This is a genomic window from Bacillus cereus, from assembly GCF_015071065.1.
Taxonomy (GTDB): Bacteria; Bacillota; Bacilli; order Bacillales; family Bacillaceae_G; genus Bacillus_A; species Bacillus_A cereus_BA.
Genome location: NZ_VOVA01000002.1, coordinates 79,229 through 100,064, shown reverse-complemented (window position 1 = coordinate 100,064; position 20,836 = coordinate 79,229). Strand labels below are relative to the sequence as shown.

The window sequence follows — 20,836 nt, the reverse complement described above, 5'->3', positions numbered from 1 at the left end:
AAATCTGAAACAAGCTGTTTAATCTTAGAAGTTACGCCTCCCTCTCATTGAGTTTTAGCACTGTACAGCATAGGTTTGAAACCAGCTACATTAAGAAGGGCCTTAATCCGACCGTTCCTGTTGACCCATTGGCGTCTCTCGACATTTTTGGGTAGCAGCGTTTCTCTATACAGGAGCCTCACCTAACAGAGACATATTTTATTTGTATTATAAATACATTTCATGTTACGTCTTTATATTTAAAGTGAACAATAACAAGTGTATCAATAATCCGTTATACAGGTTATAGGTTATATTGATAGAGGGAAATAAGCAACTTGTAATTTTTAACTAGTAAAACAATTATTATTCTTTTTAAGATTTTATTTTTTATCGTTATCCTCATTAATACTAGTAAGAGAGGGCATATAACTATACAAACTTAGATTAATAATATTTTCTAAATTTCAAAATATAATATACGTTTTGTAAAATTTCTTAATCGAACTGATTTCTCATGAAAATATAAAGTTAGACTAATAATCGGACTTACTTTTACGAACATTTTATCTCTCACCTAGCTTCTTCGTGTCTACTTCACCTTAAGGTGGGAGTATTACTTTCCACGAATAGCGGGATAAATTTTTCTTAAGAGTTAGGTGGATCTTTTATATTAACAAATGAAATGATTAGTTACATATTTACTTGACAAGCTGAAAAATAGCAGATATTCTGTTACACGAAAGAAACATAAAATTTTATATACATAAACCTGTTAGGTGAGGCTCCTATACAAACACAGGCTATTGCCCAAAAATATCGAAAGATGCCAATGGGTAGAACAGGAATTGTCGGATTAAGGCTCTTCTTAAGATAGCTAAGTGATGAATGATTCATCCTTTACGTTGTATAGTGCCAAAACTCAACTAGGGGGAATAAGCTTTATTTGGCTATGTATTTTTTAAAATCACCCCCCCTCTAGTTGAATCACTAGAGGGGGTTTTTATATGTGAAATTTTATTTATAATAAATCTCTTACAAAAAAGGGGGAAAACTAATGAGTGATGAAATTGATCCCGTATTAATTAAGAAATTGTTTTCCCAGCAGTGGGAAAATGAAAAAATCAGTCCTACTGTCCTTGAGGAGGGATTACAATGAAAAAATATTTACAACAATTACTTATTACAAAAGATATTTTTCTAGTCAATGAGCTTTTAAAAAGTCAATCCTACGATATTGCAACAGCAATGAAAGATTTTCCTCATAAAGAGCAGGTATATTTAATAGAATATTTTCCTGTTGAAAAAGGTGCAAAAATTCTTAGTTATCTTACTCCAGAAGAACAATACTATATTTACACGAGTGTACATGATGATAAAGGAAAAGTATTATTAGCTAAGCAATCCATTGATGATCTTGTTGATGTGATTCTTGCTATTCATCCACTTCAAGCAGAAAGATTAATACAACTTTTATCTGAAGAATCTCAACAAAAAATCCGAGATCTGATGCTTTTCTCTCCTGAAACAGCAGGTAGTCTGATGACAATTGACTACATTGCTGCTAGGAAAAATTGGAGTGTGAAAGATACTCTTGCCCATATTAGAAAAATTGGAGCTGGGGTAGAATCTATATCGTATATCTATGTTCTTGATACGCACGGTCGGCTTAATGGCATCCTTTCTATTCGTGAACTATTGCTAGCAGCAGAAGATAAAGCTTTATCCACTATCATGGCTTCAAATGTTATTTCAGTACCTGCTGATTTAGATCAACAAGAAGCGGTTCAAAAGTTAATGGATTATGATCTATCCGCTATACCTGTAACAACAATGGATAATCGAATGATAGGTATTATAACGTTTGATGATGCAATGGATGTTTTTGAAGAAGAAGCAACGGAAGATATTCAAAAATTAGGTGGGAGCACCCCTTTAGATAAGCCATATTTTGAAACTTCTATTTGGCATATCTATCGTAAACGTATAGGTTGGTTATTACTCCTTTTCGTAGCAGAAGCATATACGGGATCTGTACTTCGATATTATGAAGAAACACTTACCCATGTAGTCGCACTTGCCTTCTTTATTCCATTGTTAATTGGGACTGGTGGAAATACAGGGACACAAGTTGTAACTACACTGGTTCGTGCTGTAGCTCTTAATGAAGTGCATTTTAAAGATATATTTCGTGTCGTGAAAAAAGAAGTATTAGTAGGAATTTTACTAGGGCTTACATTAGCGGTAGCTGCATTAATTCGTGCATATACTTTAGGTGTGGGTACAGAGGTAGCACAAGTGGTAGCAATTACAGGGTTATTTATTGTTATTTGGTCTTCCATTGTTTCATCTATTTTACCGTTGATTCTTAATAAGTTAAAACTGGACCCAGCTGTAATCTCTGGACCATTTATTACAACATTGGTTGACGGAACGGGACTAATTCTGTACTTTACTATAGCAAAAATGTTATTAAAACTATAAAGCGAAAACTAAATATTCAGACACGAAACTAATTTGATCACCATTATTTATGCAAATAACAATTTTGGAATATAGAGAAAGAGAGTATAAAAATGAAAAAAATATTAAAATCTATAGATTATCCTTTGATGCTCTCTCTTATCATTATAGTTATCCTCGGTATTTTAATGATGTTTAGTGCGAGCTCAATTGTTGCATTCAAAAATTATGGTTATAGTAGTGATTATTTTTTTCGCTCCCAGTTAAATAAACTTTTTTTAGGAATAATAGGGTTACTAATCTGTATAAACATTCCTTTTCACTTATGGAAAAAACGTATCGTTTCAGTATGTGTTGTAGTTGGGAGCATTTCATTACTTTTCTTAGTTTTATGGAAAGGAAAAGTTGTGAATAATGCACAATCGTGGATATTTGGGATACAGCCGGCTGAATTTATTAAACTGGGGGTTATTATCGTACTAGCTCGCTTTTTTTCTATACGTCAAGAAATTCAAAAACCATATTGGTATGGAATAGGTAAAGTTCTTTTATTTGTAATGCTTACCTTCTTTCTCATCTATAAACAACCTAATTTGGGATCTGCCCTATTAATCCTAGCAATTGGAATCAGTATATTTTTCTGTTCAGGAATAAACATCAATATTTTAATAAAATGGATTACTTTAACCGCTATTGTTTGGTTGCCGTCTTTATATTTTCTGGTGAAATATGGACTATCAGATGTTCAAATGGCACGTATTACAACAATTTCGAACCCATTCCTTGATGTACAAGGGAATGGCTATCAACTTGTAAATTCTTTTATTGCCATTGGATCGGGAGGCATTAGTGGTCGTGGATTTGGAAATAGCATTCAAAAGCAAGGTTTTTTACCAGAACCTCATACAGATTTCATAATGGCGATCGTATCTGAAGAGCTTGGTTTTATAGGTGTATTCATTATTTTAACATGTATATTAACCATAATACTTCGTTCTTTTAAAATTGCTCAAAAATGTACTGATCCATTTGGAAGTTTTATAGCAATTGGAATTGGAAGTATGATTGGCATGCAATCTGTTGTTAATTTGGGAGGCATTACAGGACTGTTTCCTCTGACAGGTACACCACTTCCTTTCGTTAGTTTCGGAGGAAGTTCTTTAATGGTCAATTTAATAGCAATGGGAATACTAATTAATATCTCAATTTTCACTAAAATAAAAAATAACACATGCGATTATGGAGGGAAAAATGGCAAGTCTAATAAGTACGCTAGATTATAAGGTATTTCAGTATATAAATGAACATGTGAAACAAAATATATTCTTGGATTATATAATGATCTTTTTTGCCGAATATGCTCAGTATGCATTTATACTGCTATTTATAATTTTTTGGTTCATAAAAAAATCAAAAAGCAGAATTTTTGTAATCCAGGCTATTTTAGCTTGTTGTTTGGCTTTTACATTAAACAGAATTATCGGACTGTTTTTTTACCGGGAACGACCATTTGTCTCTCATATGAATATAAATCAACTTGTTGAACATACTGCCAATACATCGTTTCCCAGTGATCACGCTACCAGCGCCTTCGTAATAGCTATAACTTTATACTTATATCACAAACGTTTAGGAGCAGTATTTTTATTGGTAGCTGTTCTGATTTCTTTTTCAAGAATTTGGGTGGGGGTACATTATCCATTTGATGTATTGATGGGAGCTATTTTAGGTTCGGTAATAGCTTTAATAACTCATTGTCTTTTCAAAGCAAAATTTAAAAATGAGAAATAACATTCCTATAATTATAAAAAATCAACTTATTTTTCGAATCTTAAAATCGTTCCATACTGTAAGTAGAATTCGTAAATAAAAATTTATTTCTAAGGTGAAACTAATACCATTTATATGGAAGAGTCTTCCGTTAAAAATGAAAACAATACTAAATTACATGAAAAATACTGGAGTTTAGCATTTCTACAATTAGATTGGTGAAAAATAAGGATTTTTAGCTTATGGATAAGGAGGAGAAAATTAATGTTATTTAACACTAAAAAAAAGCCTTCTCATAATCAAGAAATACTAAATAAAAATCATAAAATGTTAATTGAGATTGCAAAATGTGATGTTGATTCTGCTTTAGCTGTTTTAAAGACAACGCCAAAAGGCCTTTCCAAAGTAGAAGCAACTAGACGGATTACCGTGTATGGCAAAAATGAAGTAGTATACGACAAAAGAATAAAATGGTATTTAACATTACTTAATTCTTTTAGAAATCCTTTTGTTTCACTTCTTATTATATTAGGTATGTTATCTTTTTTTACAAATGATATAAAAGGTACTGCTATTGTAGGAGTTATGGTGGTCATTAGCGCCATGATCCGCTTCATACAAGAAATCCGTTTTCAAAAATCCATAGAGAATTTAAAGGAACTCGTATATGCAACGGCAACTGTTTTTAGAAAAAAAAATTCCTCACAGGAGAAAAATAATACAGCAGAAACAGAAGATAGTGAGAAATTAGAAATTCCTCTTGAGAAACTTGTACCTGGTGATATTATTTCATTATCTGCGGGTAACACTGTGCCTGCGGATGTTCGAATTATTTCATCTAAAAATTTACTTGTAAATCAATCTTCACTAACAGGCGAAGTATTACCTATTGAAAAATCAAACAAGTATTATCATATGTACAAAAAACGTAAAATAAGGAGAATACAAAACTTAATTGAATTAGAAAATCTTTGCTTTATGGGAACGCATATTATCAGTGGTACCGCAAAAGCAGTTGTTGTATCCACCGGATCTGCTACCTACTTCGGTTCAATTGCAAAAAATCAACTTGAAATAAAAAAGCTTTCTGAGAACGGTTTTGATAAAGGGGTAAGTAAGGTAAGTTGGCTATTAATTAAATTCATGCTTATCATGACCCCTATTGTAATGGTAATACATGGTGTTATGAATGGAAATTGGTATGAAGCATTTCTATTTGCTATAGCTGTAGCCATTGGGCTTACTCCAGAGATGCTACCAATGATTGTAACAGCTAACTTAGCTAGAGGCTCTATTAATATGAGTAAAAAGAAAGTAATTGTAAAACAGCTTTCTTCTATTCATAATCTTGGAGCGATGGATATTCTATGTACTGATAAGACAGGTACATTGACCGAAGATAAGGTGGAACTTGCTCGTCACATAGATATCAATGGGAATATATGTGGTGATGTTTTAAAACTAGCTTATTTAAATAGCTTCTTTCACACAGAATATAAAAATGAAATTGATCAATCTGTTATGCTTTATACAAAAGAAAATAGTAAATTCGATACATCTCAATACCTACTAACAGAAGAATTCCCTTTTGATTTTGATCGCCGGCGAATTTCTGTAATCTTAAAAAAAGATTCTGGCAAACGAATAATGGTTTGTAAAGGTGCTGTTAAAGAGATTTTATCTATTTGCAGTCACATAAAATTAAATAATTCAATTATCCCTATTACAGATGATATACGTCGTAAAAATAACCGTCTTATTACATTTTTACATGAAGAGGGAATGCGTATTGTTGCAGTTGCTTATAAAAAATTCAAAGATAATAAATCAAGGGATTCCTCCAGTGAGACTGAATCAGATATGGTACTTGTTGGATATTTAGCGTTCTTGAATCCTCCAAAACAATCTGCTATTTCTGCACTTCATACCTTACAAAATAAAGGGATAGCGGTGAAAATTTTAACAGGTGATGATGAAGCTGTTACGAAAAAAATATGTAAGACAGTTGGCTTGAATGTAGGAGACCCTGTACTTGGATATGAAATTGATCGATTATCAGATAACGTATTAGCAAAACTTGCAAGAGAAACAAGTGTCTTTGCAAAATTAAACCCTACACAGAAATTTCGTATTATTCAGGCACTACAAATGAATGGGCATACAGTAGGATTTATGGGCGATGGACTTAACGATGTGTTTGCCTTAAAAAAAGCAGATGTTGGTATATCCATTAATACAGCAGATAATATTGTTAAAGAATGTTCAGATATTATTCTTCTTGAAAAAAATCTACATGTTCTAGAAGATGGCATTATAGAAGGACGCACAACATTTGGTAACATTTTAAAATACATTAAAATGACCGCAAGCTCAAATTTTGGAAATGTATTCAGTTTATTAATCGCTAGCGCATTTATCCCTTTTCTTCCCATGCTACCCATCCAACTATTATGTCAAAATCTGTTGTACAATTTATCTCAACTTTCAATTCCATGGGATAAAGTAGACAAAGAATTCTTAGTAAAACCAAGAAAATGGGATACAAAAGATTTATTTCGTTTTATTGTCTGTATTGGCCCGATTAGTAGTATTTTTGATATTACAACCTTTATTGTAATGTGGAATATATTTGATGCAAATACTTCTGAAACACAATCATTATTTCAATCCGGTTGGTTCTTAGTTGGATTGTTAACACAAACATTAATTGTGCATATGATCCGTACTCAGCATATTCCTTTTTTTCAAAGTACGGCTAGGTTTCCCGTTTTATTATTTACAGGATTGGTTATGGGCATTGGGCTATATCTCCCATTTTCGTCATTAGGTGCAGAGATTGGATTACAACCTCTTCCTTTCGCTTACTTCCCATGGCTAATTGGTATTTTAACAGCCTATGCATTATTAATGCACTTCCTGAAACATCTATACATTAAAAAATTTCATAATTGGTTGTGAGAATTTTGGTTCCTTTGTAAATCATTATCATTTTAGATTTAATACCGAAACTATAAAGACACTTGAACAAATGAAAATAGAAAAACAGATAAAGACTAGAAATTAAAATCCTTTAATCTCCGTCTTTACCTGTAAAATCAGTTCAGAATTTAAACTATTGAAAGTTATGTAATTTTAAAGGTAACCGAAAACCTCTTAACTAAAAAATAACAAAAAAACTTCACGGCCTTGCTCCGATACAATATCAGGAAAAGGCCGTGACATAAAATTTCATTTATTATTGTCTACTCAAACGTAACCTCCACCTGTACAATCTCCGACCGACTTCCAAGTCTTAGCGGTGGTCCCCAGAATCCAAATCCAGAAGAAACAATCGCATGGAATGCACCTTTTTGTACGTATCCCCAGTCTAGTTCGTACATTCTTCTCGTCACAATATGATTCGGCGCCATTTGTCCGCGGTGCGTGTGGCCGGATAATAGTAAATCTACGCCGGCATCCGCTGCTTGTTTTAATTCAAATGGCTGGTGATCCATTGCGATAACAGGAAGCGATTTATCTACCGTACTCATTAGACTTTCAAAGCTTTGACGATCACGCTCTGTTTTATCTCTTCTTCCAACGAGATAAAAATCATCTTCAATTGTAATGACTTCATCTAAAAGAATACGAATATCACTCTTATCCATCTCTTGTAAAAACTCAGGAATCGCTCGGCCGTAATATTCATGGTTTCCTAACACACCATATACGCCTAATGGAGCTTTCATCTGTTTCATGATTTGTCCCATATTTTTCTGAATGAACACACCTGGATGGTCATCGATAATATCACCAGGCAATAAAATAATATCTGGTTTCATTTCATTTACATGATGGACAAGTCTCTTTAAATGAGCAACACCAGACAGTTTACCGAAATGCATATCAGAAGCCATCGCAATGCGTAAACTTTTACGTCCTTCTACCTTTTTCGGTATATGTACATCATACTTTCTTACAACCGGGCTATACGCATTAAATACCCCGTATGCGAAGATAAAGAAAAATACGAGTAAAGTGACTGCCCCTGTCCAAATAATTGCCGTGTCTTTCTCTATAGAAAACTGTAAAAAGAAGACTGCAATATCGGCTAATGGCAATAACATGAGCGCATATTGTATAACCGCAAACCAAATCGAACCGACCGTTCGTAGAAACGGAAGAAACTTAAATACTTGCACGAGAATATACGCATATGAGATAAAGCCAACTACGAAAGCGTAATATCCCCAAGCTTCCCAGCCGAATACTGCATGAAGCCAAACCCAACCGTTCCAGCCGATGTAAAACATGAGTAGTGTGTATATAATTAATATCGTAAATATATTGAGATAACGAAGATTTTTCACAGCAAGCCTCCTTATTGATTTCTTCTATTATATCTTGTTATGTACTTATAACGTAAATATTAAGCATCTAAAATTAACTGTAAAGAGGCTGTTTTATTTACTCATAAGAAACACACCGCCAATTATTAGATTTGCATCTAACAATTAGAGGTGCAATTCAAAACGACGTTATTTTAAAGGTTTTCTTTATAGAAACCTGCTAATTTTTCAACAGCTTGTTTAACAGGTTCTGGTTGGTCATATAAATCATAATGACTTGCACCTTCAACAACAAGTAAATCTTTTTTCTCTGAATTTGCTCTATTATAAAGTTCATGACCATCTTTATATGAACCGAATACACCTTGCTTGCTCCCAATAATGATTTGTAAAGGCCGAGTTAATAACGTCTCTGCTAAATGGAAAGCATCAAAACCAATTACCGATCCTAGGCTCGTAAAGTTTAACTTATTTGGAGAGTTAGGACTTTGACCTCTTGGCGTTGTGTAATAATCAACCGCTTCTACAATATCTATGTCAATAATACCTGCTGTTTGATCTTTACAGCTACTACCTGGATGAACACAAACAATTGCAGGATTTTGTTTCTTTTCTTCAGCACCTTCAGGTATATTTAAAATCCCTGCAACTTGTAAACCTCTTGCATGAAATCGTACATTTTTCTTCGTAACTGCCATATTTAAAACCACCCTTGTTTTATTTTTTAATTTACACTTGCGAGATTTAATACTCACGTGTGTATTTATAATAAAGTGAGCATGAGCCTGTTTCAATGACCACATTCAAGCATTTGGGTGATAATACACACATTAAGGAATATGTGTATAAAGTGAAACTTTAATCAGTGGGGGTTTTGTTCATCCCCCACTGATTATTAGCTCTCACCAATCGGGCATTTACAGACAGCCCGACTCCCACCTAACTTCTTTGCTTTATAGCCGAATTTTGAGGTGGGAGTCTTACTGCCCGCAAATAGCGGGATAAATAATGGAGGAACATATGGAGAAAATCGATAGATGAATAATAAAATCACAAAACGCAATTCAGTCAGCATTTATAGAAATGTTAATTGAAGACGGTTTTGACGAGATTACGGTAAAAAATATTACTGAAAAAGCGAATATCGGTAGAAAGACGTTCTACTTACATTATCTAGATAAGTACAATTTGTTAGATAAAATTGTGGATGACCATTTAGAACAATTAAGAGAAATATGCTACGAGAAACAAAACAAAGAGTTTATAGAAGGTACTGTCATATGGTTTGAATACTTCAAAAAGCATAAATCATTTTTCGCAGCATTATTTAGAAGTAACGGTACGTTATCCTTCCAAAAAAAGTTATTAATTTTCATCATGGGGGAAATCGAAAAAAATTAAATACAAATACCTCTGTAAATAAAAACATTGATAAACACATTGTTTTAAAATTTTTAGGAACCGCTGTAATGGGAATTTTGGAGTCTTACGTATTAGAAGAAATTGATAGTGATATTGAATACGTTGCGAAACAAGTTGGGGAGTTAATGAAGAGGAATATATAATCATTTTTGCAAAAGCCAAACAGCAGTAATAAAAAATGATTAGAGAAGAAATAAAGAAAAACGAACCGCAACTGTATGACGGTTCGTTTTTTATTTAAATAACAAAATCCTCCGGAATAAACACCTTCACTTCTCTCGGATGTACATATACAAACTCACCCGTTTGAATGTTAAGCTGTTTGAACTGTTCTTTACTAATTTCTGCTTCTAAATATTCATCTGTTCCGTCTCGCTTCAATTCTACATATACGACAGGTCCAACTGCATGTGAGTATGTTACTTTCGCCGGGATGGCATCTATACTTTGTTTCGTACGATCGATTGATAGATGATGTGGTCTTACGTATCCCACTCCGTCTACGTTTGAAACGTGCTTATGCTCTGGTGCTTCTAGTTCCACCGATCCTACATTTAGCTTACCTTTATGAACGCGGCCATGAAATAAGTTTACGTTTCCTAAAAAGTCGTACACGAACGGGCTTGCTGGATTTTCATACACTTCTTCTGGCGTTCCCATTTGTTCAATGCGCCCTTCATTCATAACGACGATGCGGTCTGCAACGTCTAATGCTTCTTCTTGATCATGCGTTACGAATACGCTCGTAATTTGAAATTCGTCATGTAGTTTCCGGAGCCACCTTCGCAATTCTTTCCGTACTTTCGCATCAAGTGCTCCGAATGGTTCGTCTAGCAATAAAATTTTTGGTTCTACTGCAAGTGCACGGGCTAGTGCGATACGCTGTCGTTGTCCGCCAGATAATTGCGCTGGATAACGTTTTGCGAAACCATCCATTTTTACTAGTTTCAATAGTTCTGTTACTTTTTCTTCTATTACTTCAGCTGACGGTCTTACACTTTTCTTTCTTACTTTTAAACCGAAAGCGACATTTTCAAATACATTCATATGTTTAAAAAGTGCATAGTGCTGAAAGACGAAACCGACTTGCCGGTTTTTCACGTGAATATCTGTTAAATCTTCCCCATCAAAAGAAATGGAGCCTCCATCCGCTTCTTCTAGTCCTGCAATAATTCGTAATAACGTCGTTTTTCCAGAACCTGATGGGCCTAATAAAGCGACCAGTTCACCTTTTGGAATATCCAAATGAATGTCTGTCAGCGCTTGAAATGTTCCATATTGTTTTGATACGCCGTGAATTTGAATACTCATCGTAATCCCCCTTTATTGCCTTTTTTCCATTCTCCATTCAATCCAGTTTTTTATAACGAGCGTAAAAACTGCGATGAGTGACATTAAAGTCGCCACAGCAAACGCTGCTGAAAATTGATATTCATTGTACAAAATTTCAATATGGAGCGGCATCGTATTTGTAACGCCGCGCACGTGACCAGACACAACGGAAACAGCTCCAAACTCACCAATGGCACGTGCATTACATAAAATCATGCCGTATAAAAGACCCCATTTTATATTCGGAAGCGTGACGCGCCAAAACATTTTCCAGCCACTTGCGCCAAGTGAAAGAGCTGCTTCCTCTTCACTTTTCCCTTGCGCTTGCATAACCGGGATTAATTCACGCGCAACGAACGGGAATGTAACAAATATCGTCGCAATGATAATACCAGGGACAGAGAAGATAAGTTTTATCCCGTGTTCCAATAACCATCCGCCGAGGGCTGCACGAGGTGTGAAAAGTAAAACGAATACCAATCCAGCAATGACTGGCGATACTGCAAACGGCAATTCAATAAGTGATAATAATAACTGCTTTCCTTTAAACTGAAACTTTGTAATAAGCCAAGCCGCCGCTATTCCGAATATCGTGTTAAGCGGTACAACGATTAACGCAACAATAATTGTTAATCGAATAGCTAAAAATGCTTCTTGATCTGTTACAGCTGCAATATATACATCAATCCCGCGTTCAAAAGCTTTCAAAAAAATTGTCACGAGCGGCAGTAATAGAAAGAGAGATAAAAATAAAATTGTTATTGTAATTAATAGAATTGGTACCAATTTAGGTTCTTTTCTAGCTGACAAACTTTTTACTATTTTCTTCTCTACTAGTGTTGGTTCCATTGTCCCTCCTCCTATTCATTTCTTAGTTCATGCCTTCTACTCCAACTTTGAATTATATTAATAAGGAGCAGAAAAAGGAGAGAAATGATAAGCATCACAGCCGCTACCGCTGTTGCTCCTGCATAATCATATTGTTCTAGTTTCGTCATAATCATAAGCGGTGCAATTTCTGTTTTCATCGGCATATTACCTGCAATGAACACGACAGATCCATATTCCCCTAACGCCCGCGCAAATGCGAGTGAAAAACCAGCAAGCAGAGCCGGGAATATTTCTGGCAAAATGATTTTCACAAATATTTGGAGGCGTGATGCTCCTAAACTAGAAGCTGCTTCTTCTACTTCTTTATCAATATTTTGCAGTACTGGCTGCACCATTCGAACGACAAATGGTAAGCCAATAAACGTAAGTGCAATAATAATTCCTAGCTGGGTAAAAGCTACTTTTATATGAAACACACTAAATATTTTTCCAATCCAGCCATTTTCCGCATATAGCGTCGTAAGCGTAATACCAGCTACAGCTGTCGGCAGAGCGAATGGTAAATCAATTAGTCCATCTAATAACCGTTTCCCTGGGAATGTGTATCGAACGAGTACCCAAGCAATTAATAAACCGAAAATAGCATTTACAACTGCCGCTGCAAGTGAAGTTGTGAAACTCACTTGATATGAATGTAAAACGCGCTCACTCGTTATAACTTGTGCGAACTTCTTCCAGCCTAGCTGCGAAGTTTGAATAAATACGATAGAAAGTGGTATAAGTACGAATAAACTCGTATAGAGCATTGTAAAGCCAAGAGATAATCCAAATCCCGGTAACACACGTTTTTTCTTAATCATATTCCTTCACCTCATCACCCTTTAGCAGCGCCCATTATTTTTGATAAATTTTATCGAATACGCCTCCGTCATTAAAATGTTTTTCTTGCGCTTTTTTCCATCCTCCAAATAGTTCATCTACTGTAAATAATTGAACCTTCGGAAATTGTGATGCGTACTTTTCTGCTACTTTTTCATTACGCGGACGATAAAAGTTTTTCGCTGCAATTTCTTGCCCTTTTTCTGAGTACAAATATTCAAGGTAACCTTCTGCTACTTTTTTCGTTCCTTTTTTATCAACAACTTTATCTACAACTGCTACTGGCGGTTCTGCAAGTATACTAATGGAAGGAGTTACAATTTCGAATTTATCTTTTCCAAGTTCTTTTTGGGACAATAATGCTTCATTTTCCCACGCAATTAATACGTCACCAATTCCTTTTTCAACGAAAGTTGTCGTTGCCCCGCGTGCACCAGAATCAAGTACTTCTACGTTTTTATAAATTTGGCCAACAAACTCTTTCGCCTTATCTTCACTATTATTGTACTTTTTCAGCGCATATCCCCACGCCCCTAAATAGTTCCAACGTGCTCCTCCAGATGTTTTCGGATTCGGTGTAATGACAGACACACCTTTTTTCTTTAAATCATCCCAGTCTTTAATCCCTTTCGGATTTCCTTTTCGCACAAGAAATACAATTGTAGATGTGTAAGGAGTTGAATTATCCGCAAGTCGCTTCTGCCAATCTTCTGCTAACTGTTTCTTCTTACTAATTGCGTCAATATCATAAGCAAGTGCTAGCGTAACAACATCCGCCTCTAAACCGTCAATAACAGAGCGCGCCTGACTTCCAGATCCCCCGTGCGATTGTTTTACAGTTACTGTCTGACCATGCTTTTCTTTCCAATACTTCGCAAAATCTTTATTGAAATCTTGATATAACTCGCGCGTTGGATCATATGAAACATTTAAAAGTTCGACTGCCTTCTTATCTGTACTTCCTTCAGAGTTACTAGTGGATGTTGCCGAACCACAACCTGACAAAAGAACAAATGCTGATAATAAAACACCTGTACTTTTCATTAATGTTGTCTTACTCCACTGTTTCATATATAAAGCCCCCTTAGTTTGTACAATAGAAAAAGGCCCACAATCTATTCACAAAAGTGAACGTTGTGCGCCTTCAGTTTCTCTGATGAGCTTCTATTGTATTCTGTTTGATTTCTTTTCATTTTAATTCCGGAATTCATATGTGTCAACTTGGAATTTGTTTTTTCTTAATAAATGAAAATCAGCGAGGATAGTCCCTCACTGATTTTCATTTCATTTTATTTCTTCAATTTATCCGTCTTCGCAATAAATTGTGCTGCTTCCGCACGGCTTACTGCTTTATCAGGAGCCCAGCCATTATCTGTTCCAATTGAAATGTTTTCTTGGATTAAAATATTGGCATACTTCGCACCCCAATGATTTTTCAAGTCAGCAAATTCTTTTGGTAGTTTAATATTTTCATTTCTTTCTAATTTATATGCATTTACTAGCATAGTAGCCATTGATGCACGGTTAATTATTCCATTCGGATTAAAGTTACCGCTCTCATCACCTTTTACAATACCTGCTTTTTCAACAGCAGCAATATATGGAGTTGCCCAGTGATTTTGCGCATCAGGAAATGATGGCTTCGCATCTTTATTAATTTCTAATCCTAAAACAGTTGCTAATATTTTTGCAGCTGAACTACGATCGATATTTTCAGCTGGTGCAAATGTACCATCTGGCTTACCGTGTACTGCCTCTTTGTCTACTAAATATTGAACTGACTCTTCTGCCCAGGTTGGTACATCAGAGAATTTAGATTTTTTTTCAATCGCACTCGCATCTATTTCAAACTGCACTTGATATTTATGATCATATTTAATTGCTGGAATTAATATATGCATTTGCATATTATATTTTTTCGAAAACTCATCAATTTCAAATTGAACTACTTTCGTACCGTTATTTGCTTTATCTTCGGAGATTACTTTTACATCATGGAATGTCCCTAATTTATTAGGATCTTCTACTCTAAGATACTGGAAATAGCTACTATCTTGAACTGTTAACGTAACGATTTTTTTGTCACCTTGAATTGTTACTTTAGCATTTTTTAAATATGTAGAAGCAACTGATGTATCATTTGTTTGATCTTTATAAGTCTTCAAAATAACGTCATATGTGCCATCTGCTAGTTTACTATTTGCCTTCATTTCAACCGCTGCATCAGCTTTCGCAATCGGTGCCATAATACCGCTAAATGGAACTACTAAAGTTGCTGCTATAACGAACGCATTAACATGTTTTTTCTTAATCATTATCAATATGACATCTCCCTTTATATGAATATACCCAACATAACTATCATATTGATAATGATTATCAATGTCAAATAAAATTAAAAATGTTATTTCCTACATAAGTACGCTTTCCTCTCGTTTTTAAAAAGTAGATAATGGGCCGTATGCACTTTTCTCTCTAAATAGTCCAACGAATACGTACTCGATGGATCTACTAAATCCCCAATCGCTCCTGAAAGATGATCAATTACCTTTTGCAATGTTTCTAAGTTCTTCTTCTCACTTTCTATATTCATTTCATCCATAATGTCACAAATGAGATATTGCACTTTCCGTAATCGTAATTCCTTCTGCTCCATACATATCCCCTCCGTATTAGTCATATTACGGTTTAAATATATGGGCTTATAGCTTAGTCAATTCTAAAAAACAAAAAGATATCCACCTCTAAACATGTAGTCATAGAGATGAATATCTTTCTTTTTATACTTGCAATGCCTTCTCTCTCAAAGCTCTTCGCAGTAACTTACCAGTTGTATTCTTCGGCAATTCTGTTAAAAACTCAATGCTCTTTGGTACTTTATATTTCGCTAAATGTAATGTGCAATAATGCATTAGCTCTTCTTCTGTTACGCTCGTTTGCTTCAGAACGACGTAAGCTCGCACTGCTTCTCCTAAGTTTTCATCAGGAACACCGATTACAACAACTTCGGCTACCGAATCGTGGGTATATAACACTTCCTCTACTTCGCGAGGGTATACATTATAACCGCCAACTAAGACGATATCCTTTTTACGATCGACGATATAGAAGTAACCTTCTTCATCCATTTTCGCTAAGTCACCTGTATATAACCAGCCATCTTTTAGTGTCGCTGCTGTATCTTCTGGCGCATTATAGTAACCTTTCATAACGTTAGGTCCGCGAACAATTAACTCACCAACTGCACCGACAGGTACTTCTTCACCAAGTTCATTCACAATTTTATTTTCTACGTGCCAAATATTTGTACCGATCGATCCTGGTTTACGAGGACGATCTAGCGGATTAAAACAAGTAACTGGTGATGCTTCTGATAAACCGTATCCTTCTGAAACAATAACGTCAAAACGTTGTTCAAAGTTTTTCAGAAGGGCAACAGGCATCGACGCACCACCGGAAATACAAAGGCGAAGTGTTTTCACATCTTCTGCGCTTGCTTCTTCAAATAAGTATAAGTAATTGTACATCGTTGGTACACCCGCAAAAATCGTTGGTTCATACGTACGACAAATACGGAATACTTCTTTCGGACTAAACTTCGGTAACATTAAAATCGTCGCACCATTAACAATCGGCGCATTTACTGCGACTGTTAAACAAAACACATGGAACATCGGCAGTGCCGCAACGACGCGGTCATCAGCCGTATATCGTAAATACGACGCCACATCGCTTGCATTACTATATAAATTTTTATGTGTTAACATAGCGCCTTTTGGTTTTCCAGTTGTCCCTGAAGTGTATAGAATAACGGCTACATCTTCTTCATCTAGTTCAGGACCTTCGTAAGTTGTATCTCCAGTTCCTACAAAACTAGTAAACGTTTTCATTTTTTCGGTTTCTGTATGGTTAAAATCTGATGAGGTTTCGCATATGATGATATTTTCAAGTGAAGGAAGTCTAGTTGTAAGAGATTGTATAACAGGTAGAAGGACGTCGAGTACGATGATTGTTTTTACATCTCCATTTTGTAATATGTAATGTATTTCGTCTGCTGTATAAATTGGATTAATCGGAATGACAGTTGCTCCTGCTTTCATTGTTCCGTATAAACCGACTAAAAAATGTGGTGAATTGCCAACAGCTAATGCGACATTGTCCCCTTTTCCAATGCCCATTTCTGCTAAATTATTAGAAAACCTTGTGACCATTTTGTTTAATTGGTCATAAGAGACCGACTGATCCATAAATATGTACGCCGGTTTATCCCCCTTCTTTTTTGCCGTTTCAGCCAAAGATTGAACGAGATTCACACAAACCCCACCTTTATAAAATTTAGAATATTTAAAAATTCTAAATTAATTATATTAAAAGAAAATTAAAGTAGCAAGTGATATTCCATTAATTGCATATACACGGCGTACTTCCTATTGAATAACTTTGGAAAGATAAGGTGATTCTACTTGCCAGCAAATTATTAAACTAGGACAGAAATCATTTTAGGATAATTCCTTTATATAAAAGAATGTCCTGCTAGTAGATGTTTTTAGGGAAGCTTTTAACGGTAAATGAATTCATCATAAAAAAAGCCATCCCAAAAGATATTTTGGGATGGCTTCTTCTGTTTAGAAGAATAAATGTAAGAAATCTTCTGTTGTAATATTACCGAAATAACGCGCGATATCTACGCCTTCTAAAGCTACAGTGAATGCATCTTTATCAAATTGTACGCCTGTTAGACGTTCTTCAATGTCATGAACATCTAGTGATCCGAAGAAGTCACCGTAAATTTTACATTCTGTTACTGTTCCTTTTTTCACTTCAAGGCGAACGTCAACTTGTCCAACTGGGAAGCGGTGTGAATGTTGTAAGTTGAACTTCGGAGATTTTCCGTAGTTCCAATCCCAATTGCGGTAACGTTCTTCAGAAATTTTATAAATCTCTTTCCAATCAGCTTCTGTTAATTCGTACGTTGGAATTTCTGTTTCACCTTCAAAAATTGTTTCTAGAAGAAGCTGTCTAAACTCTTCTGTCGTCATTTTTTCGTTTAAGAACTCTGTAATATTCGCAACGCGGCTACGGATTGATTTAATTCCTTTTGATTGAATTTTATCCATTTTTACTTTTAGTGCTGATACAACGTGATCGATTTCAGAGTCAAATAGTAATGTACCGTGACTGAACATGCGACCTTTCGTTGAGAACTGCGCGTTACCTGAAATTTTTCTACCTTCAGCTAAAATGTCGTTACGACCACTTAGTTCTGCATTTACGCCTAATTTACCAAGCGCTTTCGTTACAGGTTCTGTGAATTTTTTAAAGTTGCTGAAACTATCTCCATCATCTTTCGTAATAAAGCTGAAGTTTAAGTTTCCTAAATCATGATATACTGCGCCTCCGCCTGATAGACGACGAACAACATGAATACCTTGTTCTTTTACGTAATCTGCATTAATTTCTTCTACTGTGTTTTGGTTTTTACCAATGATAATCGAAGGCTCATTAATGTAGAACAGTAAATATGTTTCGTTAATATCTAAATTTTTAACACAATATTCTTCAATCGCTAAGTTTATCGTAGGATCTGTGATCCCTTTATTATCAATAAATAACATCGTATCACCTCATGAATTCCAAACGTAACCACTATGCGCTAGCGTAATATGGCCACTGAAAATTTGTTTTGCTTCTGTTACTAAATCAGATGGATTGCCTGTATGCGGTAAGTGCGTTAATAAAAGTTCTTTTACATTCGCAGTTTTCGCAATACTTGCTACTTCTGTACTATTCATATGCCCTGCTTTTGCAGCCTCTTGATGTGCATACATATTACATTCACAAATGAAAAGATCCGCATCTTTTGTGAACGGAATAAATTCAGAAATATAACTTGAATCTGCACTGTATACAATTACTTCATCGCCAGCTGTTATACGCATCGCAAAGCATGTAACAGGATGAACAGTTTTTAAGAATGAAATGGAGAACGGTCCAATTTGAAGTGTTTCTTCTGGATTGTACGCGATTCCTTTCGTATGCGGTGCATGCGTTAAAGAATTAAGTCCATTCTCATCAAACGAATGACCGTATATTGGTAACTCCGGTAGTTGCCCTTTCGTTACACTCATAATTAATCTCGCATATTGCAATACTCCAATGTCTGCAACATGATCGTGATGATAGTGCGACAATACAACTGCATCTATATCAGATGGTGTTATATATTTTTGAAGCTGTGCTAGTACACCACTACCACAGTCTACAAGTAAACGAAAACCATCGTGTTCAAACAAATACCCCGACGTTGCTTCTCCCGCTTCTGGAAAGCCGCCCCAAAAGCCGACAACAGTCATTTTCATATGTATCCATCCTTTCTAAAACCGAGTAGGAATGCAGTTTTTCTCCGTACTTGAGAAAGTTTTTTACTTACATCCTACATTGTTAACTATAATCCATTTCCTAAACTTTTTCATTAATTTTCAATTTTGTTATAAAACAGTTGTTGACTTTTGTTTTTTGTACTAATACAATGATAGTAAGAAATGGAAATGGAGGGATTGACATGATTGATCAACCAATGGAGTTTTTCCGAAATTTACCGACGAAAACTTGTGCACACTGCGGGAAGGAAATTGATGAGCAACACGAAGCATACCATAACAAATGTGACGATTGCGTTCACGAAGAATAGTAGTTTGTGGACATAAAAAACCTAGCAGACATAGTCTACTAGGCTAATAACATCGTATCCTTCATCGTTGAACCTTTCACCAAGAGCTCCAGTTCAAACTCATACAATTCTTTTTGTCGATAATTTTTCGTATGGATTTTATCCATCATTAATTCGACAACTTTTCGAGCCATTTCATCAATTGGCTGTTCAATTGTCGTAATACCTGGCTCTGTAATCTGCGCTAAAATTTGATTATCAAAACCGATCACAGCGAGATCTTCTGGAATACTCCAATCATGGCGTTTCGCCTCTGAGATAATTCCAGCTGCAACCTCGTCGCCTCCTGCCAAAATCGCGGTAGGATTTTTTTTGTCCTTTAATACTTCATGGAATATTCGTTTTCCATCATCCCACGAGAAAGCGTTTTCAAGAAAATCAATCGCTTCCACTTCTCTACTCTTTTCAGTAATAGCACGTAAAAAGCCCATTTTTCGCTGTTGGCTCACTACTTTCGTTTCGTTACCACGGCAAAAAATAAGATTACGATATCCTTGTTCTAATACATGATTGGCAGCTATGTATGCTCCCTGTGCATGATCGAATTTCACTGTTGGAACATTTGCTTCCTCAATATATTCATTACATAACACGATTGGACCGTGTTGCAAGTATGGCTCCACATTCTCCCATGGATTTTCTAGTGAACATAGAATAATCCCATCTACTTGTTTCGTAGATAATAATTGTAAATACTCCATCTCTTTTTCCGGTAAATATCTTGTTTGACAAATAATCAGTTTATATTTATGTTCAGAAGCAGCAATCTCGATTGCTTCAATAAATCTACTAAAAAAAGGATTTGTAATCCTTGGAACAAGCACCGCAATTGTTTCTGTTTTTTGTTTACGAAGCCTTCTCGCCGCAGAATTAGGAACGAAGCCTAAATGCTTCATTGCTAATTGAACCCTTTTCTTCTTCTCATCTGAAACATATGGATGATTATTGATCACCCTAGAAACCGTTGTCCTTGATAACCCCGCTAATTTCGCCACGTCCTCGATAGTCGACACGAAATTTTCCCCCTTTGCATGAAAACGTTTTCTTATCCTGATTATATAGTATATTATTGGAAACTGCAATATAGGTTCTTATGATTTTA

17 protein-coding genes, 1 pseudogene and 2 riboswitches are annotated in these 20,836 nt (G+C 35.3%); of the genes and pseudogenes, 6 read left to right on the top strand and 12 right to left on the bottom strand.

The window, feature by feature from the left end; genetic code table 11:
* Positions 1-31: 31 nt before the first annotated feature.
* Positions 32-197, bottom strand: a riboswitch (M-box (ykoK) riboswitch).
* A gap of 546 nt (positions 198-743) precedes the next feature.
* Positions 744-920, top strand: a riboswitch (M-box (ykoK) riboswitch).
* Positions 921-1,134: 214 nt separating this feature from the next.
* From mgtE to mgtA, 4 genes are all read left to right on the top strand, one after another.
* Entirely contained in the window at positions 1,135-2,463 is a 1,329-nt protein-coding gene (gene mgtE, locus FT637_RS06450) for a magnesium transporter (protein ID WP_193645605.1), read from the top strand.
* Between the two features lie 92 nt (positions 2,464-2,555).
* Complete coding sequence (locus FT637_RS06445; protein WP_193645604.1) at positions 2,556-3,725, top strand: FtsW/RodA/SpoVE family cell cycle protein; 1,170 nt, start codon at positions 2,556-2,558, stop codon at positions 3,723-3,725.
* The gene (locus FT637_RS06440) at positions 3,694-4,233 is read left to right on the top strand and encodes an undecaprenyl-diphosphatase (protein ID WP_193645603.1); all 540 of its coding nucleotides are present in this window, start codon (positions 3,694-3,696) and stop codon (positions 4,231-4,233) included. Before FT637_RS06445 ends, FT637_RS06440 begins: the two co-directional genes overlap by 32 nt.
* 243 nt (positions 4,234-4,476) lie before the next feature.
* Positions 4,477-7,170: a magnesium-translocating P-type ATPase gene (gene mgtA / locus FT637_RS06435; RefSeq protein WP_193645602.1), complete on the top strand. Its 2,694-nt coding sequence runs from the start codon at positions 4,477-4,479 to the stop codon at positions 7,168-7,170.
* Positions 7,171-7,454: 284 nt separating this feature from the next.
* On the opposite strand, the gene FT637_RS06430 is transcribed toward mgtA, so the two are convergent.
* Together FT637_RS06430 and FT637_RS06425 are read right to left on the bottom strand one after the other, a co-directional pair.
* Positions 7,455-8,561: a metallophosphoesterase gene (locus FT637_RS06430; protein WP_193645601.1), complete on the bottom strand. Its 1,107-nt coding sequence runs from the start codon at positions 8,559-8,561 to the stop codon at positions 7,455-7,457.
* A gap of 173 nt (positions 8,562-8,734) precedes the next feature.
* Complete coding sequence (locus FT637_RS06425; protein ID WP_193645600.1) at positions 8,735-9,238, bottom strand: alpha/beta hydrolase; 504 nt, start codon at positions 9,236-9,238, stop codon at positions 8,735-8,737.
* Positions 9,239-9,581: 343 nt separating this feature from the next.
* Between FT637_RS06425 and FT637_RS30555 the strand changes: the two are divergent.
* Positions 9,582-10,105, top strand: a pseudogene (locus FT637_RS30555) (TetR/AcrR family transcriptional regulator).
* Between the two features lie 94 nt (positions 10,106-10,199).
* On the opposite strand, the gene FT637_RS06410 reads toward FT637_RS30555, so the two are convergent.
* The 9 genes from FT637_RS06410 to FT637_RS06370 form a co-directional block, all read right to left on the bottom strand.
* Entirely contained in the window at positions 10,200-11,273 is a 1,074-nt protein-coding gene (locus tag FT637_RS06410) for a sulfate/molybdate ABC transporter ATP-binding protein (RefSeq protein ID WP_193645598.1), read from the bottom strand.
* 12 nt (positions 11,274-11,285) lie between these two features.
* Positions 11,286-12,143: a sulfate ABC transporter permease subunit CysW gene (gene cysW / locus FT637_RS06405; protein WP_193645597.1), complete on the bottom strand. Its 858-nt coding sequence runs from the start codon at positions 12,141-12,143 to the stop codon at positions 11,286-11,288.
* 11 nt (positions 12,144-12,154) lie between these two features.
* Positions 12,155-12,982, bottom strand: a complete 828-nt coding sequence (cysT, locus tag FT637_RS06400; RefSeq protein WP_193646228.1) for a sulfate ABC transporter permease subunit CysT — start codon at positions 12,980-12,982, stop codon at positions 12,155-12,157.
* A 37-nt stretch (positions 12,983-13,019) separates the two neighbouring features.
* Entirely contained in the window at positions 13,020-14,075 is a 1,056-nt protein-coding gene (locus FT637_RS06395) for a sulfate ABC transporter substrate-binding protein (protein WP_193645596.1), read from the bottom strand.
* A gap of 218 nt (positions 14,076-14,293) precedes the next feature.
* Complete coding sequence (locus FT637_RS06390; protein WP_193645595.1) at positions 14,294-15,319, bottom strand: S-layer homology domain-containing protein; 1,026 nt, start codon at positions 15,317-15,319, stop codon at positions 14,294-14,296.
* 89 nt (positions 15,320-15,408) lie between these two features.
* Positions 15,409-15,660 carry a hypothetical protein gene (locus tag FT637_RS06385; protein WP_193645594.1) on the bottom strand — a complete coding sequence of 84 codons (252 nt, stop codon included), beginning with the start codon at positions 15,658-15,660 and terminating at the stop codon, positions 15,409-15,411.
* A 124-nt stretch (positions 15,661-15,784) separates the two neighbouring features.
* Positions 15,785-17,317 (bottom strand): fatty acid--CoA ligase family protein, encoded by a 1,533-nt coding sequence (locus FT637_RS06380; protein WP_193645593.1) that lies wholly within the window; start codon positions 17,315-17,317, stop codon positions 15,785-15,787.
* Positions 17,318-17,629: 312 nt separating this feature from the next.
* Positions 17,630-18,619: a lipoate--protein ligase gene (locus FT637_RS06375; RefSeq protein WP_193645592.1), complete on the bottom strand. Its 990-nt coding sequence runs from the start codon at positions 18,617-18,619 to the stop codon at positions 17,630-17,632.
* Positions 18,620-18,628: 9 nt separating this feature from the next.
* Positions 18,629-19,363 carry an MBL fold metallo-hydrolase gene (locus FT637_RS06370; RefSeq protein ID WP_193645591.1) on the bottom strand — a complete coding sequence of 245 codons (735 nt, stop codon included), beginning with the start codon at positions 19,361-19,363 and terminating at the stop codon, positions 18,629-18,631.
* A 203-nt stretch (positions 19,364-19,566) separates the two neighbouring features.
* On the opposite strand from FT637_RS06370, the gene yhfH reads away from it, so the two are divergent.
* Positions 19,567-19,695, top strand: coding sequence for a protein YhfH (gene yhfH / locus FT637_RS06365; RefSeq protein WP_000567010.1), 129 nt, complete (start codon positions 19,567-19,569; stop codon positions 19,693-19,695).
* 38 nt (positions 19,696-19,733) lie between these two features.
* Here the strand turns inward: yhfH and FT637_RS06360 are convergent, their stop codons facing one another.
* Complete coding sequence (locus tag FT637_RS06360; RefSeq protein ID WP_002158960.1) at positions 19,734-20,747, bottom strand: LacI family DNA-binding transcriptional regulator; 1,014 nt, start codon at positions 20,745-20,747, stop codon at positions 19,734-19,736.
* Positions 20,748-20,836: the final 89 nt, after the last annotated feature.

Excerpts from the sequence above, each read along its gene's own strand:
- mgtE (WP_193645605.1), top strand. The coding sequence starts at position 1,135 with ATGAAAAAATATTTACAACAATTACTTATTACAAAAGATATTTTTCTA.
- FT637_RS06445 (WP_193645604.1), top strand. The coding sequence starts at position 2,556 with ATGAAAAAAATATTAAAATCTATAGATTATCCTTTGATGCTCTCTCTT.
- FT637_RS06440 (WP_193645603.1), top strand. The coding sequence starts at position 3,694 with ATGGCAAGTCTAATAAGTACGCTAGATTATAAGGTATTTCAGTATATA.
- mgtA (WP_193645602.1), top strand. The coding sequence starts at position 4,477 with ATGTTATTTAACACTAAAAAAAAGCCTTCTCATAATCAAGAAATACTA.
- FT637_RS06425 (WP_193645600.1), bottom strand. The coding sequence starts at position 9,238 with ATGGCAGTTACGAAGAAAAATGTACGATTTCATGCAAGAGGTTTACAA.
- FT637_RS06410 (WP_193645598.1), bottom strand. The coding sequence starts at position 11,273 with ATGAGTATTCAAATTCACGGCGTATCAAAACAATATGGAACATTTCAA.
- cysW (WP_193645597.1), bottom strand. The coding sequence starts at position 12,143 with ATGGAACCAACACTAGTAGAGAAGAAAATAGTAAAAAGTTTGTCAGCT.
- FT637_RS06395 (WP_193645596.1), bottom strand. The coding sequence starts at position 14,075 with ATGAAACAGTGGAGTAAGACAACATTAATGAAAAGTACAGGTGTTTTA.
- FT637_RS06390 (WP_193645595.1), bottom strand. The coding sequence starts at position 15,319 with ATGATTAAGAAAAAACATGTTAATGCGTTCGTTATAGCAGCAACTTTA.
- FT637_RS06385 (WP_193645594.1), bottom strand. The coding sequence starts at position 15,660 with ATGGAGCAGAAGGAATTACGATTACGGAAAGTGCAATATCTCATTTGT.
- FT637_RS06375 (WP_193645592.1), bottom strand. The coding sequence starts at position 18,619 with ATGTTATTTATTGATAATAAAGGGATCACAGATCCTACGATAAACTTA.
- FT637_RS06370 (WP_193645591.1), bottom strand. The coding sequence starts at position 19,363 with ATGAAAATGACTGTTGTCGGCTTTTGGGGCGGCTTTCCAGAAGCGGGA.
- yhfH (WP_000567010.1), top strand. The coding sequence starts at position 19,567 with ATGATTGATCAACCAATGGAGTTTTTCCGAAATTTACCGACGAAAACT.